At 69.6% G+C, this 15,026-nt stretch carries 13 protein-coding genes and 1 rRNA gene; 3 read left to right on the top strand and 11 right to left on the bottom strand.

What is annotated here, in order from left to right; all coding sequences use genetic code 11:
* Nucleotides 1-29: 29 nt before the first annotated feature.
* Nucleotides 30-1,658 (bottom strand): ABC-F family ATP-binding cassette domain-containing protein, encoded by a 1,629-nt coding sequence (locus IE307_RS05935; RefSeq protein ID WP_191296374.1) that lies wholly within the window; start codon nt 1,656-1,658, stop codon nt 30-32.
* 147 nt (nt 1,659-1,805) lie between these two features.
* Here IE307_RS05935 and IE307_RS05940 point away from each other — a divergent pair, with 147 nt between their 5' ends.
* On the top strand, nt 1,806-2,570 hold the full coding sequence (locus tag IE307_RS05940) for an SDR family oxidoreductase (protein WP_191296375.1): 765 nt from the start codon (nt 1,806-1,808) through the stop codon (nt 2,568-2,570).
* On the opposite strand, the gene IE307_RS05945 is transcribed toward IE307_RS05940, so the two are convergent.
* On the bottom strand, nt 2,567-3,439 hold the full coding sequence (locus tag IE307_RS05945; RefSeq protein WP_191296376.1) for a LysR family transcriptional regulator: 873 nt from the start codon (nt 3,437-3,439) through the stop codon (nt 2,567-2,569). The genes IE307_RS05940 and IE307_RS05945 overlap by 4 nt on opposite strands.
* A gap of 80 nt (nt 3,440-3,519) precedes the next feature.
* Here IE307_RS05945 and IE307_RS05950 point away from each other — a divergent pair, with 80 nt between their 5' ends.
* Complete coding sequence (locus IE307_RS05950; protein WP_229904424.1) at nt 3,520-4,407, top strand: EamA family transporter; 888 nt, start codon at nt 3,520-3,522, stop codon at nt 4,405-4,407.
* Here the strand turns inward: IE307_RS05950 and IE307_RS05955 are convergent.
* From IE307_RS05955 to IE307_RS05975, 5 genes are all read right to left on the bottom strand, one after another.
* Nucleotides 4,373-4,849 carry a GNAT family N-acetyltransferase gene (locus IE307_RS05955; protein WP_191296377.1) on the bottom strand — a complete coding sequence of 159 codons (477 nt, stop codon included), beginning with the start codon at nt 4,847-4,849 and terminating at the stop codon, nt 4,373-4,375. The genes IE307_RS05950 and IE307_RS05955 overlap by 35 nt on opposite strands.
* 20 nt (nt 4,850-4,869) lie before the next feature.
* The gene (locus tag IE307_RS05960) at nt 4,870-5,328 is read right to left on the bottom strand and encodes a hypothetical protein (protein ID WP_191296378.1); all 459 of its coding nucleotides are present in this window, start codon (nt 5,326-5,328) and stop codon (nt 4,870-4,872) included.
* Complete coding sequence (locus IE307_RS05965) at nt 5,328-5,780, bottom strand: SigE family RNA polymerase sigma factor (protein ID WP_191296379.1); 453 nt, start codon at nt 5,778-5,780, stop codon at nt 5,328-5,330. Before IE307_RS05965 ends, IE307_RS05960 begins: the two co-directional genes overlap by 1 nt.
* 61 nt (nt 5,781-5,841) lie before the next feature.
* On the bottom strand, nt 5,842-6,234 hold the full coding sequence (locus IE307_RS05970) for a hypothetical protein (protein WP_191296380.1): 393 nt from the start codon (nt 6,232-6,234) through the stop codon (nt 5,842-5,844).
* Between the two features lie 31 nt (nt 6,235-6,265).
* The gene (locus IE307_RS05975) at nt 6,266-6,946 is read right to left on the bottom strand and encodes an acVLRF1 family peptidyl-tRNA hydrolase (RefSeq protein ID WP_191296381.1); all 681 of its coding nucleotides are present in this window, start codon (nt 6,944-6,946) and stop codon (nt 6,266-6,268) included.
* 343 nt (nt 6,947-7,289) lie between these two features.
* Here IE307_RS05975 and IE307_RS05980 point away from each other — a divergent pair, with 343 nt between their 5' ends.
* Complete coding sequence (locus tag IE307_RS05980) at nt 7,290-8,192, top strand: helix-turn-helix domain-containing protein (RefSeq protein ID WP_229904425.1); 903 nt, start codon at nt 7,290-7,292, stop codon at nt 8,190-8,192.
* A gap of 1,057 nt (nt 8,193-9,249) precedes the next feature.
* Here the strand turns inward: IE307_RS05980 and IE307_RS05985 are convergent.
* The 4 genes from IE307_RS05985 to rrf form a co-directional block, all read right to left on the bottom strand.
* Nucleotides 9,250-12,042 (bottom strand): S8 family serine peptidase, encoded by a 2,793-nt coding sequence (locus tag IE307_RS05985; protein WP_229904426.1) that lies wholly within the window; start codon nt 12,040-12,042, stop codon nt 9,250-9,252.
* 146 nt (nt 12,043-12,188) lie between these two features.
* Complete coding sequence (locus IE307_RS05990; RefSeq protein WP_191296384.1) at nt 12,189-13,730, bottom strand: deoxyguanosinetriphosphate triphosphohydrolase family protein; 1,542 nt, start codon at nt 13,728-13,730, stop codon at nt 12,189-12,191.
* A 27-nt stretch (nt 13,731-13,757) separates the two neighbouring features.
* Nucleotides 13,758-14,639 carry a hypothetical protein gene (locus tag IE307_RS05995; protein ID WP_191296385.1) on the bottom strand — a complete coding sequence of 294 codons (882 nt, stop codon included), beginning with the start codon at nt 14,637-14,639 and terminating at the stop codon, nt 13,758-13,760.
* A 150-nt stretch (nt 14,640-14,789) separates the two neighbouring features.
* Nucleotides 14,790-14,906 (bottom strand): 5S ribosomal RNA (rrf, locus tag IE307_RS06000).
* Nucleotides 14,907-15,026 lie beyond the last annotated feature (120 nt).

Below are 15,026 nucleotides of genomic sequence, written 5' to 3' on the forward strand. Positions count from 1 at the left end.
GCGCTCGGTAACCCTTTGAGACGTGGAGATCACGCCAGCTGGACGAGGTCCAGGTAGTCCTCGGACCAGTGGTCCTCGGTGCCGTCGGGCAGCAGGATGACCCGTTCGGGCTCCAGCGCCTCGACCGCTCCGGGGTCGTGCGTCACCAGGACGACAGCGCCCTCGTAGCGCCGCAACGCGTCGAGGACCTGCTCTCGCGAGGCCGGGTCGAGGTTGTTCGTCGGCTCGTCGAGCAGCAGCACGTTCGCCGCCGACGACACCAGACCGGCCAGCGCGAGCCGCGTCTTCTCGCCACCGGACAGCGTGCCCGCGGGCTGGTCGAGCTGCTCGCCGGTGAACAGGAACGTGCCGAGCAGCGACCGCAGCTTCTGCTCCTGCTCGTCCGGCGCCATGTGCCGGATGTTCTCCCACACCGACGCGTCGTGGTCGAGCGTCTCGTGCTCCTGCGCGAAGTAGCCGATCTTCAGGCCGTGGCCGGGCACGATCTTGCCCGCGTCCATCTTCTCGCTGCCGCCCAGCAACCGCAGCAGCGTCGTCTTGCCGGCGCCGTTGAAGCCGAGCACGACGACGCGGGAACCCTTGTCGATGGCCAGGTCCACGCCGGTGAAGATCTCCAGCGAGCCGTAGGACTTGCTCAGACCCTCTGCCATCAAAGGGGTCTTGCCGCACGAGGCGGGCGCCGGGAAGGTGATCCGCGCGACCTTGTCGCTCTGGCGCACGTCGTCGAGACCGTCGAGCAGCTTCTGCGCGCGCTTCGCCATGTTCTGCGCCGCAACGGCCTTCGTGGCCTTCGCGCCCATCTTGGCGGCCTGCACCATCAGCGCGCCGGCCTTCTTCTCGGCGTTGGCGCGCTCGCGGCGACGGCGCTTCTCGTCCGTCGCACGGGCTTCGAGGTACTTCTTCCAGCCGAGGTTGTAGATGTCGACCTCGCCGCGAATCGCGTCGAGGAACCACACCTTGTTCACGACGTCGTCGAGCAGCTCCACGTCGTGGGAGATCACGACGAGGCCGCCGTCGTGCGACTTGAGGAAGCCGCGCAGCCACGTGATCGAGTCGGCGTCGAGGTGGTTCGTGGGCTCGTCGATCAGCAGGATCGTGCTCGACTTCGCGCCGACACCGGCCTCGGAGGCGGCGAACAGGATGCGCGCCAGCTCGACGCGGCGGCGCTGGCCACCGGACAGGGTGCTCAGCGGCTGCGCGAGAACCCGGTCCGGCAGACCGAGGTTCGAGCAGATGCGGGCGGCCTCGGACTCGGCGGCGTACCCGCCCAGCGACGAGAAGCGCTCCTCGAGCCTGCCGTACTTGGTGACCGCCTTGTCGAGCTCGTCGGGGTCGACCAGCTCGGACATCTTCGACTGGGCCTTCTCCATGTCGCGGAGCAGCTGGTCGAGGCCGCGCGCGGACAGCACCCGGTCCTTGGCGATGACCGACAGGTCGCCCTCGCGCGGGTCCTGCGGCAGGTAGCCGAGCGCGCCCTTGCGCATGATGGCGCCGGCGTACGGCTCGCCCTCACCCGCGAGAACGCGGAGGGAAGTGGTCTTGCCGGCACCGTTGCGGCCCACGAGGCCGATGCGGTCGCCGGGCTGAACGCGCAGGTTGGCGCCGCTCACCAGAATGCGTGAGCCCGCGCGCAACTCCATGTCAGTTGCGGTGATCAAGAGAAACTCCGAGCAGTTGCGAAAAGACCGGGCATGACAAGGGATGGCACGTCCGGTTCGGCCTACTCGAGGAGGATCACGCGAACCATTCTACGGGATCACGCCCATCGGATTTCCCACCTGTGGCGGGACGCATAGATTGCGGCCATGAGCGAAGACTTCTCGGGCAGGGCCGCGCTGGTCACCGGCGCGTCCCGCGGCATCGGCCTCGGCATCGCGCGCGAGCTCCTCTCCCGCGGCGCCTCCGTCACGATCACCGGCCGCAAGGCCGACCAGCTCGCCGAGGCGGCCAGGCAACTCGAGGCCGACACGGGCGGCCGCGTCCTCGCCGTCGCGGGCAACGCCGGCGACGACGCCTCCCGCGAAGAGGCCGTCACGCGCACCGTCGAGGAGTTCGGCAGCCTCGACGTGCTCGTGAACAACACCGGCATCAACCCGCAGTACGGCTTCCTGATGGACGCCGACCTGAACGCGGTCCGGAAGATCTTCGACGTCAACGTGGTGGCGACCCTGGGCTTCGTCCAGCTCGCGTGGAAGGCGTGGATGGGCGAGCACGGCGGCGCGGTCGTGAACGTCGCGTCGATCGGCGGCATCCGCTCCACGGGCGTGATCGGCGCGTACGGCGCGTCCAAGGCGGCGCTGATCCGCCTGACCGAGGAACTCGCGTGGCAGCTCGGCCCGAAGGTGCGCGTGAACGCCGTCGCGCCCGCCGTGGTGAAGACGAAGTTCGCCGAGGCCCTGTACGTCGGCCGCGAGGAGGAGGCCTCGCAGCAGTACCCGATGAAGCGCCTCGGCACGCCCGAGGACGTCGCCTCTCTCGTTGCGTTCCTCTGCTCAGACGGCGCTTCGTGGATCACGGGCGAGACCGTCCGGGTGGACGGCGGCCTGCTGTCGACCGGCACGGCGGGTTAGAGCTCGACCCCCAGCACGTCGAGGAACGCGGCCGTGGCAGGCGTGAGCCCGGCCGCGCTCCACACGAGGTGCTCGACGCGCGAAGGCCCGTCCACGATCGGCACGGTCACGACACCGCTGAGCCGGGGCGCGTACTTCGACGGCAGCACGGCGACCGCGAGCCCCTCCCCGATCAGCCCCGCCATCAGCTCGGCGGTGCTCACCTCGAACGCCACCTCGCGGCGCAACCCGGCCCCCTCGAAGGCCTGGTCGGACTGCACCCGTCCCGGCGTCCCCGCCGGGAAGTCGGCGAACATCTCCTCCGCCAGCACCTGCAACGTCAGCGCGGACCGCCGCGCCAGCGGGTGCTCCGGCGCCAGCACGGCCACGTGCTCGTCGTGCGCCAGCTCCCGCCCCCGCACGCCTTCCGGCCGCACGCCGAGCGGCAGCCCGAGGAACGCGAGGTCGAGTCCGCCCTCCCGCACCTGCTTCACCATGTCGAGGCTCGACAGCATCCGCAGGGCGACCCTGACCTGCGGATACCGTTCGCGGAACACCTTCAGCGCGGCGGGCAGGTCCACGGCGGCAACGGTCGGGATCACGCCGACCACGACCCGTCCGCGCACCTCCCCCACCGCCGCGGCGACCTCGGCCGCCGCCCGTTCCGCGAAGTCGAGGCACTGCCGCGCGGACGGCAGGAAGGCCGCGCCCGCGGGGGTCAGCCGGACGCTGCGGCTGGTGCGCTCGAACAGCCGCGCGCCCAGCGACCGTTCGAGGCGCGCGATCTGGTGGCTCAACGCCGACTGCACGACCAGGCACTGCCGCGCGGCCTTGGTGAAACTGCCGGTCTCGGCGACCGCGACCACGTACCGCATCTGCTGGAGCTCCATCCGATCCATCTTGAATCACGATGGATCGGATGAAAAGCATGTGTTGGACTCATCGATCGAGGCGCCGAACACTGGAGGACGTGAGAAACACCGACTTCTCCCGCACCGCGCTCGCGGCGTTCGCACCGGTGGTCTGGGGCTCGACCTACGTGGTGACGACCGAGCTGCTGCCGGTCGGCCACCCCCTGTTCGCGGGCCTGGTCCGCGCGCTCCCGGCGGGCCTGGTCGCGCTGGCGCTGACGAGGACGCTGCCGCGCGGGTCGTGGTGGGCGAAGGCGGCGGTGCTGGGCGTGCTCAACATCGGCCTGTTCTTCCCGTTCCTGTTCATCGCCGCCGAACGCCTGCCCGGTGGCGTCGCGGCCACCCTGGGCGCCGCGCAGCCGCTCGTGGTGGCGTTGCTGGCCGTCGGGGTGCTCAAGGAGAACCCGTCCGCGTGGCGGCTCGCCTGGGGCGTGGTCGGCGTGCTGGGCGTCGGGCTGGTGGTGCTCGGGCCGGCGGCCGGGTTCGACCTGGTCGGCGTGCTGGCCGGGCTGGGCGGCGCGGCGACGATGGCGCTCGGCGTGACGCTGACGAAGAAGTGGGGCAGGCCGGCCGCGACGAGCCCGACGGCGTTCGCGGGCTGGCAGCTCACGGCGGGCGGGCTGTTCCTGGTGCCGGTGACGTTGCTGTTCGAGGGCGCGCCACCCGCGATCGGCCTCACCGCGCTGCTCGGTTACCTGTGGCTCGGCGGCGTCGGCGGCCTGCTCGCCTACGTCCTGTGGTTCCGCGCGATCACCACGCTGCCGGTGGCGTCCGTCTCGATGCTCGGCCTGCTGTCCCCGATGGTCGCCGCGCTGCTCGGTGTCGTCGTGCTCGGTCAGACGCTGGACGCCACTCAGCTCACCGGTTTCGCCCTCGCGCTCGCCGCGATCCTGGCGAGCCAGCGACCGGCGGTCACGGTTGCGAGGCGAGCTCCAGCCGCAGGATGATCTCGCCGTCCTCGTCGGTCTCCCCGGTGGGCACGAACCCGTACCGGCGGTAGAACGGCTCGGGCGACCCCTCCCCCGGCACGCAGCTAGTGAGCAGCTCCGACGCCCCTTCCGCGCGCAGCAACGTCACGACCTCGTCCAGGACCGCGCGACCGTACCCGCGGCCCTGGTGCTCCGCGCCGACGAGCAGTCGCCACAGGAAGTACGGCCCGGCGATCCCCGGCTGCGGTGTCACGTTCCAGCTCAGCATGACGAACCCGACCGGCACGTCACCGTCGCAGACCGCGCGGAACCAGGGGTTGGCCTCGGGGTTCGCCCGCGCGTCCTGGAACGACTTCTCGACGGACGCGACGAACCGTTCCTGCGCGGGGTGCACGCGCACGGCGACGACGGCGTCGCGGTTGGCGTCGGTGATCTCGGCCAGGCGGATCTGAGCGCTCATGACCCCGGATTGTGCCGCGCTCAGCGCGAGGTCGAGGGCGAGACCGGCTGGCTCGTGGCCGACTTCGGGGGCTGCGAGACGACCTCCGACGTCGTGCCGGGCGTCGTGGCGGCGGGCGGTGTCACGACGTTGCTGGACCGCGGCGTGGTGTTGGGTGGCGCCGGGTCGACCGACGTGGACGGCGGAGCGGTGGACAGCGGGGAGGTGGTCGGCTCGGAGGTCGGCGACACCTGCGTCGTCGTGGTCGGTGACGGTCCTGGCGTCGCGGGATCTACAGGTGCCGCAGGGGGCAGCACGGCGAGTGCCACCGCCACAACGCCCACGGTCGCCAGTCCGCTGCCGACGACCGCGACGGTGCGCCGCCGGGTCCGCACCTTCTGGCCGCGCTGGATCAGGTCGGCGGCCGTGACGGCACGCGGCGGCGCCTCTTCCTGGTGCAGAGCGGAGAAAGTCGCCCTCAGGTCGTCCTCGCGAACCATCACACCTCCAGCCTCAGATGATCGAACTCCGGGCCCAGCCTGCGCCGCAACGTCTCCAGGCCCTTGCTGCTCTGCGACTTCACCGTGCCGGTCGAGCAGTTCAACGCCGTCGCCGTGTCCTCGACGCTCAGATCGTGCCAAAAGCGCAGCACGAGGACAGCGCGCTGCCGTGCGGGGACGGCGGTGAGCGCCTGCCACACCACGAGCCTGTCCTCCGCCGCGACGACGGAGGACAGACCCTCTGGGGGTGCGTCAGTCAGCTTCTCCCTGCGCCAGCGCACCTTGCGGCGTTCGGCGAGGAACGTGCGCACGACGATCTGACGCAGGTACGGCTCGAGCCCCGACCTGTCGCTGAGTTTCGGACCGGCCAGGTAGAGCTTCAGGAACGCCGACTGCATGACGTCCTCGGCCTCGTGCCAGTTGCCGCACAGCAGGAACGCCGTGAAGCGCATCGAGTCGGCGGACCGGTCGAAGCAGTCGGTGAACTCACGCTCCCAGTTCAGCGGTGACTCCTCACCGGGCCGGCGTCGTGGCGACCGGCGACGTCGACGGGGGCTTCACGGGCTGCGAGGCGCCCGGCGTGGTCGCGACCGGCGGCTGGACCGGGTGGCTGACCGCGGGCGACGTCTCGACCGGGTAGCTGACCGGCGGCGTCGTCGCGATCGGCGCCTGCGAGGAGGTCGGGGCCGGCGGCGACCAGGTGGTCGGCGTCTTCACCGGGCTGGACGTGGGCGGCAGCACCGTGGTCGACGGCGCTTCGGGCGTGGTCGAGACGGGCGGCCGCGGAGCCGAGGTCGTGGGCTGGGGCGTCGTGGTCCCGCCGCCGCTCAGCGCGAGCGCGGGCACCGCGATGCCGATGGCACCCAGTGCGACGGCTCCGGCCACGATCACCATTCGTTTGCGCACTTGCAGCTCCAGCAGGTCAGTGGCGCCAGGATCAGGCACCCTCACCCGTATCCATGCGGCCGGACTCCCGTCCGGTTGCCCCTGTGTCCTGGATCACGATCTCGACGCACCGGGCCCGCTCAGCGGCCTCGTCGAGGACGGTGCGCCGCGGTTCGGGCACGTCCAGGACGCGGTCCTCCGCCTTGCTGAAGACGCCCGAGAGCCTGCGGTCGTTGCGCAGGACGTCGAGCGCCTGCCAGTCACCACCGAGCACCACGGCGTCGAGCTCGGCGAGCCGCGGGACGAGCACCCTGGCGACGTCGTCCGCCGCGGCCTGGAGCGCGACCCTGGCCTGCCCCTCACGACGCCGCGCGAACCGCTGCTGCGACCAGCCGCCCGCCCGGATGCGGCCGTGGACCTGCTTGCGGTCGGTGGCCGACACCTCCACCTTGCCGCCGAACGCCACACCGACGCTGTGACCGCCGAGCCGCACCAGAACGAGCCCGATCCGACGGGCTTCCGTCAACTTTTCAATCACCTCTTCTATGGAGGCACCGCCGCGAGTGGTGAACGAGGCCGTCGCGCCGTCCGCCGCAATGATCACGACCTCGGCCTCCGCGACCCGGATCTCGACGGCGCCGTGCCGCTCGGTGAACCTGCCGATCCAGCCCCGGACCCGTTCCGGCTCGACCTCGACCGCCCGCCCACCGGGAACCGGCCGCACCCGGCTCATGCGCTTTCCCACGATGCGGGAACTCCGGCCCGGACGCGCAGCACGCCGAAGATGGTCATCGTGCACACACTAGAACCAGTCCAACACGGGCCGTGAACGGCACACGGAAGTTACCGATGGGTTCGCTACGCTTGACAGATGAGTCTCGAAAGCGTGAACTCATCAACCGTATGGATTAACCATTGACTCCATCCGGCTCCGACCAGCGATGTTCACGGACCGGTAGGGTCACTGGGGCGTGATCTTATGACAGCGGGGAGTCACCATGACGACTGCTGCCGGTCGACCAACACTGACCGTTGACGACACTGACTCAACGGGTCACGGCAGCCTTACGCAGCTCTTGACGACGGGACCGTTCCCGGAAGCGTTGAGGGCGGCGATCAAGGCGAGCCGACTCAGTCTCGACCGCATCCAGCACAGGTTGGCACTGCGCGGCGTGACCATCAGCGTCGCGACGCTCAGCTACTGGCAGTCAGGACGACGAAGGCCTGAACGCCCTGAATCGTTGGAGGCGCTGCGGCACCTCGAGTCGGTTCTCGGTGTGCCTCAGTCGGGCCTGTCGGCACTGCTCGGTCCACCTCGTCCGCGAGGCCGCCGCTGCCGCCCTACGACGATGATGCCGATCGACGCCCTCTGGGCGCGACGGGAGCGGGTGGCGAACCTGCTCTCGAAGGTCGACACCTCGTCCGACCTGAAGCTGGGCAGGATCAGCCAGCACGACCGAATCGAGATCTCTGCCGACGGCGGGCAGAAATCCGTGTGGGTCCGGCAGATCCTCCGCGCGGAACAGGACGGCCCCGACCGCTGGGCGCTCGTGTTCGAGACCGAGGAGTCCGACGTGCTCCCCGAGATCGTGAACGTGCGCAACTGCCACCTCGGCCGCATCGCCCGCGACCACGAAGCCAACATCATGGTCGCGGAGATGATGTTCGAACGCCCCCTCACCCGAGGCGAGACCCTCATCATGGAATACCAACTGGTGTTCCCCGAGGGCCACGCTCCCAAGGGCAACAACACGTTCGCACGCAAGTTCCGCCTACCGGTCCGCGAGTACGTCATCGAGGTCCGCTTCGACGAGACGAACCTCCCGTCCCGCGTGCAGCAGTACAGCGTGCCCGCAGGCGACGAGACCCCGTCCCGCCGCCGCAACCTCACCGTGGACTCGGGCGGCGGCGTGCACGCCGTGGCCCTGGGCTTCGGCCCAGGCGTGTTCGGCATCCGCTGGGAGTGGCCGAACCGCTAGCGGGCCACCCGGGCAGGCACTATCGGGCACTGCCTGACACCGCCTGGCACAGACAGACACGCGAGGGGCGCTTCCCAAGCCGGGAGGCGCCCCTTTCGCATCCCCGGGCGGGTCGCCACCGCCCGGGCAGGCCGCCGCCAGCCAGGTCACCATCGCCGGTCGGGTCGCCATCGCCGGTCGGGCAGGCCGCCATCTCCAGCCAGGTCGCCGCCCACCGGTCGGGTCGCCGTCTTCAAGCCGCCCGCCTACGTCGAGCAGACCGCTGCCCGCGATCAGGCCGCCTCCGTCGAACTGGCCGCCGTCGAACTAACAGCTGCCGGACTGGGCCAGGTGCGGTCAGGTCTCCGCCGTCGGACTGGGCCGCGCGCGGTCAGGTCGCCGCCATTGAGCAGGCTCACGCAAGGGTCCCCCTGGATTTCGACTCCCCCGCGACCCAACGTACAGATGAGGTCTGACACTCAATCTGGACTCGCAGCCCGCACGCCGCAAGCCGCACGCCGCCCATGCGCCGAAGCCAATGGCGAAGACGAGGCCCCTGTCACCCCAACGCAATGGCGAAGCCGAGCCGGACCTCCCAACACAAATGGGCAATGGCGAAGCCGAGCCATCCGGCCGCCAACGGCAATGGCGAAGCCGAGGCGTGCATACCTCTACCGCCCTGAACAGCGATGATGACGCAACCACCGCGCGATTGGGGCTTGACCTTGAGTGCGAGATGCTATCGTTGCAGAATTGGCTGGGCTCCTTTAATGCCCAGCTTTTCAGGCCAATTCAAGCATCTCGCAAGAGGCTCAAGGTCAAGCCCCAATCGCAATCGTCGCGAAGCGGCGATGAAATGACCCGGCTCGTCCGTGCCCGCGAAACCACCCGACCAAGGTGACGAACGCACGCCAGCCGCCCACCCCGCTGGAACCGCCACCAGCCAACCCAAGCCGACCCGCGCACACCCCAACGCACCCAACCGCACCCCAACAAGAAAGGCCCCCAGCCAACAAGCCAGGGGCCTTCCCAAACCAAAACTCAAACCTCAAATCCAACCAGGGTCAAGAACCCCAGCTCACACCCAACCAGCCACCTGCAGGCTGACCGCCCGGAGCGACCCCCGGTCAGTCCCCACCACATCGGCCACCTTGAACACCCAGTTGCCATCAGCCGGATCCGCGGTCAGCGAGGACAGCGGCGCCCCAGCCTTCCAAGACCCGGTGAACGGCGCCTCAGCACTGGTGACCGAAGAGAACGCCCGCGTAGCCGAGTCATCGAACACCGCCTGGCAGATGTTCGACCCGGTCCCACCGGACCGCGAGAACAGCGTGACGCTCTTGCCGGACGGCGAGGTGAGCGTGCCCACCAGGTCGCCGACGAAGGTGTGGTCGATCCCGACCGTCGTCGAGCCGTCCGTGGCCGAGCACGTCGCGCCGTCCACGGAGAACTTCAGGTTCGACGCCGCGCCCACGCCCGTGACGGGCAGCGTGACGGAGACGCCGGTCTGGTCGTTGTCCGGGATGGCGATCGGTGCGCCGGTGTACGCGAAGGTCTTGAACTCGCGGGAGGGTTCGCCCACGCGGAGCGTGAACGAGGTGGTGGTCGGCGACGTCGCGCCCGAGTAGGTCACGCGGGCGTCGAGCTTGACCGCCGAGCCGAGCACGGCGCCGGCCGGCACGGACACCTTGTAGGTGTTGCTGACGGTCTGGCCCGGGTCGATGTTGCCGTAGTACTTCGAGCGCGGCGCGATGGTGACGCCGGGCGAGGTCGTCGACAGCACGACCGAGGTCGACGCGGCCGAGCCGTCACCGTTGTTGGCCACCGGGAGCGTCACCGTGGAGGTGGTGCCCGGCTTGAGGAAAGCGCTTCCGTCGGCGTCGTTGACGATCGACGGCTTCTGCGCGCGGGCCAGTGCCTGCGGTGACGCGCCCGTGTACTGCAGGGCGCGGTCGGCCATCACGATGCCGGCGCCGGTGCGGTTGTCCACACCGGACTCGACGATGTCGATCGCCGTGTTCACGAGGGCTTCGCGCACCTCGGCGGGCGTCAGCGTCGGGTTGCCGGACAGGATCAGGCCGGCGATCGCGGCGGCGTTCGGGGCCGCGGCGGACGTGCCGAAGAACGGCGCGAAGCCCGGCACCGACGTGGTCACGCCGTCGGCCGCGGTGATGTCCGGCTTCTGCCGGGTCTCGGCGAGCGGCGTGCCGTCCGGCGCGAAGAACGTCTTGCGCGGGCCGTCGGAGGTGAAGCGCTCCGGCTTCTGCGTGCTGTCGAAGGCGCCGGGGTACGGGCCCTTCGGGTTGGCCGGGTCGCCGGGCTCGAGGTCGAACGGCAGCGCCGCCGCGGCGGGTGCGGCCGCGACCGAGATCGCGCCCTTGGCCGCCGAGTGGCTGCGGGTGGTGCCGGGGGTGACGTACTTCTTCAGGCCGTCGTTGGTGTCGGCGAAACGACCGCCGAACAGCGACAGCGCGAAGTACTTGTCCTCACCGCGGTACCGCACGACCGCCAGGCGCGTGCCCGACGAGCTCGACGGGGTGTTGATGCGCTCGTACGGGTCCTGGGCGCCGTCCTGGTTGTTCTGGCTGAACGTGACAACGTTGCCCTGCGCGTTGACCAGGTAGAGGTCGTAGTCGTTGGCCGACTGGCCGAGCGGGTCCGCCCAGTGCAGCACCACTGGGGTGTCGCCGGAGCCGTTCGACAGCGGGTTGAACAGCTGCTTCTGGTTCGGGTCCGGGTTGAAGTCGTGCGCGCTGCCGGCGAACTTGCCGACGCTCACACCGGAGTCCACGAACTGGCCCTCGTAGTGGCCGGACGTGCCGTCCACGACGTTGCCCTGGTTGCCCGCGCTGGAGAAGAACAGCGCACCGTCGGCGACGACCGCGTCCACGGCGCGCGCGATGATGCCGTCCTGGAACGGCGACTCGTTGAAGTAGATGACGTCGTCGACGATGACGTCGCAGCCGAGGTCGAAGCGCAGCTTCTTGATGTTGTCCGCGAAGCTCGCGTCGCCGTTGAACGCCGTGGCGAAGCCGAGTTCGGCGTTCGGCGCGAGGTCGTGCAGGATCTCGAGCATCGCGGTGCCCTCGTCACCGGAACCCGCCTGACCCGGCACGATGTCGACGGCGGGCAGCTCGCCCGCGGCCTGCGACACGGTCAGCGAACCCACGCCGTCCGACAGCGCGCAGAGCTTCGTGCCGACACCGGTCACGCGGAACGAACCGCGTGCGGCCTCGGCGTTGTGCGCCTTGTCGCTCTCCGCGACCTTGGCGGCCTGGACGGAGAGCTGCTTCTCCGAGAGCCGGCGCTCGACCTCCCTGGTCTTGTCCTCTTTGGACGGCGCCTGCTTGCGGGCCTTGGTGTCCCGCTTGTTCTTGACGTCCTGCGTCATCGCGTCGCTGCCGGGCTCGACGCGGGCGACGTCGGAGCGGGCGGCGATCTCCGCGATCTTCGCGACCGGGACCTCCGCGCGCACGGTGCGGTGCTCGGAGGAGACCGACCGGATCTGCCCGCCCACCGCGCGGACAGCGTTGACCAGGTCCTCGGAGTACTGCTTGGCGCGGATGTCCACGAGCGTCGTGGCCTTCGGCGTCACGGCGACGCCGGTCTGCACCTGCGGAAGGGCGCTCGTCGTCGCGGCCGAGACGCGCTTGCGCGCCTCGACGACCAGTGCGCTGTCCACTTTGGACTCAGCTGGGGTGAGCGACTTCTTGATGCTCTGCAGCGCGGCGATCTGCGCCGCGGTGCGGTCGTTGATGGACTTCGACGCCTTGCCCGGATCAGCGGACGCCGGCGTGATGGCGGTGAGTGCGGCCAGAAGAACTGCGGTACCTGCGGTGACTAACGTCGTGCCTCTTCGAGATCGGCGCACAGGGTTTCTCCCCCGAACGTTGGCGTGCCCCCGAGCACGCGGCCTGCGACCGGAGATTCCCGGTCGAGGCGCCAACGTATGGTGCATGCCTGATCACAGTCAGCATCCGATTGGGCTACTTCCCACTTAGCAGACACAATCACACTTCACAGAACAAAAGCGTCAGTCCACAACTGACCGGTTCGCCCGGAAAGCGCCTCCAGCAGCGCCGCCGCCTGGTTGTCCGTGAGCGACGCCACGAAGTCGACGACCGCCCGCCCCCGCGCCAGCCCCTTGACCACGTCCGGCCCGACGTGCGGGTCACCCGCCGCACCGACCAATGTGGACGGCTCCGTCCGGGCGAGTGCCGCGTACTCCGTTTCGGCCAGCTCCACGAGGTCGTGCAGTCTGCGCGGCAACCGATCCGCCTCGGCCCGGTCGGTCACCCACTGCTCGAGCGCGTCCACCAGGGAGCTGAGCAGGCGCGCCTGTCCACGTTGGTGCAACGCCAGATCCGGACGCAGCAACACGAACCGGCGGTGCACGAACTTCAACACCTGAACCTCGTGCCACTGCTGAACCGCCAGCACCACGTGACCGGACCGCGGCGTCGGCTCCTCGATCACGCCGACCGCGTCGACCAGCCTCCGCGTCCACCGCGCGCTGAACCCGGCGACCGCCTGCTCGGCCTCCACGGACCCGTCGAACGGCACGGCCAGCAGCCCGTCCACGAGCTCCTTGCTGACCTTCCGCACCGCCAGCGCGAACGCCTCGTCGCTCATCACCCAGGAGTCCTTGAGGTGCATGCGCCGGCGCAACGTCTCCAGCGACCGCCCCGGCATCCGGATCTCGGCGGACAGCTCGGCGTCGCTCAGCCCGGCGAGGTCGAGCGCCTGCGCCTGCCACGTCCCGAGCTCGGCGGAGACGGTCGCGTGCTGCAACACCCCGACCCGGTGGAAGTCCTCCAGGTCGTGGATCGCGTACGCGATGTCGTCCGCGGTGTCCATGACGCTCGCCTCGACGGTCTGCTGCCACGACTCGATGCGCCCCTCGAAGGGCTCGCGCGCCTGCCGCAGATCGCTGATCTCCGTGATGTACGCGGAGAACTTCGAACTGCCGGTGCCCGGCATGTCGTCCGGCTCGGACGCGCCACGCGGCGCCACCTCGAGGCCGAGCGGCTGGTGGCGGGTCCACGGGTACTTCAGCATCGCCGCCCGGACCGCCACGGTCAGGTCGAGGCCGAGCGCCTTGGGACCGCGGACGTCCGTGGTCGTGATGATCCGGAAAGACTGCGCGTTGCCCTCGAAGCCGTCGGGCAGCCCGAACCGGTGACGGGCCAGCCGGTCGAGCACCTGCTCGCCGAGGTGGCCGAACGGCGGGTGGCCGAGGTCGTGGGCGAGGGCGGCCGCCTCGACGACGTCGGGATCGCACCCGCCGAGCTTCTCCAGCACCGCGGTGAGCTCGGGGCGCACGGTCAGGCGTTCGGCGATGGCACGGGCCGCCTGGGCGACCTTGAGGCTGTGGGTGAGGCGGTTGTGCACGAGCAGCCCGGAGCCGGTGGAGCTGACGACCTGGGTGACCCCGCCGAGCCTCGCGAAGAACGGGGAGCTCGCGACGCGGTCGCGGTCCACCCGGAACGGGTTCGTGGCCAGGTCGGCGGTCCTCCCCACGCCGGCTGACCGACGGGCGGAGCGTTGCTCGTTGTGCATGGCGGAAACGGTAGCCGGTCGCGGCTCTCAACCCGACTTGACGTCGCCCGTGCTCGGCTTGGCCTCCGCGACCAGTTTCTTCGAGTAGGTGTCCAGGATCTTCGTCCCGAGCTGCTGCGAGTACCCGAGCGTGATCGCCGCGACGATCAGCGCCGCCTGGTTCTCCACCTTCTGCCCCGCGACCACGCCGGCTTTCAACGCCAGCACGCCCACGACAGCGAAAGCCGCGCCGAGCACGACCTTCAGCCCGAACAGCGGAACCCCGAACGCGTAGGGCGCGAGACTCAGCTTGAGCTTCGCCCCGGAGACCGATGCCGCGAAGATCGCACCGAACAGGCCCCACAGGGCCACCCACCAGAAGTCTCCGCCGCCGGTGGACTGACCGATGCCGAGCGGCAGCATCGTCGGCTTGAACGTGGCCGCCGTCCCGATCACCAGCAGCACCACCAGGAGCGCTGTCGCGGTGTAGAGCAAGCGGTTGCGGTGTCCGCGCAGCGTGCTGAACCCGTCGTCTCCCAGCCTCAACGCGGCTTCCAGCGCGGTCTCGACCGCGGTGCGGTCGTTGAGACCGAGGTTGGCGGGATCGATGCCGATCAGCGCCTTGTACCTCTCGTCCCTGCTCGAGAGGTGCTGACCGGTTCGCGCCTTGACGTCCGGCAGTCTGCCGCCGAGATCCGTGCCCAGTGAGGTGATGCGCGCTTCCGCCGCGTGCAACGACCGCCAGACGGTTTCCTTGTGCCGGCCGTTCCACCAGCCCCTGACGCTGTTGTCCGTCTCGGCGAGCGCCGCCTCGGCATCGGCGAGGAACTGTTGTGACAGGTCATCGGGAGGCTGCAGCTGGTTCCACCGCGCCGTCAACCGCTTCAGCAGAGCGCCGGCTTCCGCGCGCCAGGGGCTTCCAGTCGTCATGGTGCACCTCGATGGGTCTCGTGTAGGGACCCATCGCCGCCGGCTCGCTGAGCGTGACCGTGGATGCGCGATCGTTACGTCAAGACACGAAGAAGGCCCCTGCGGGGAGCGCTTGTGGCGCTCGACCCGCAGGGGCCTTCTTCGAAACAAGTTCGGCGGCGACCTACTCTCCCACACCGTAACCAGTGCAGTACCATCGGCGCAGAAGGGCTTAACTACCGGGTTCGGAATGGGACCGGGTGTTTCCCCAACGCTATGACCACCGAAACACTATGGAAATGTTCAACCTGAACCCCGAACCAGCAAGAGTTACCCCTGCTAGTGGGTTCGATCGGTTCTGGTTGTTCTTCCAGAACCGCACAGTGGATGCGTAGCGTCTTTGTAACA

The organism is Lentzea cavernae (genome assembly GCF_014653695.1).
Classification (GTDB): Bacteria; Actinomycetota; Actinomycetes; order Mycobacteriales; family Pseudonocardiaceae; genus Lentzea; species Lentzea cavernae.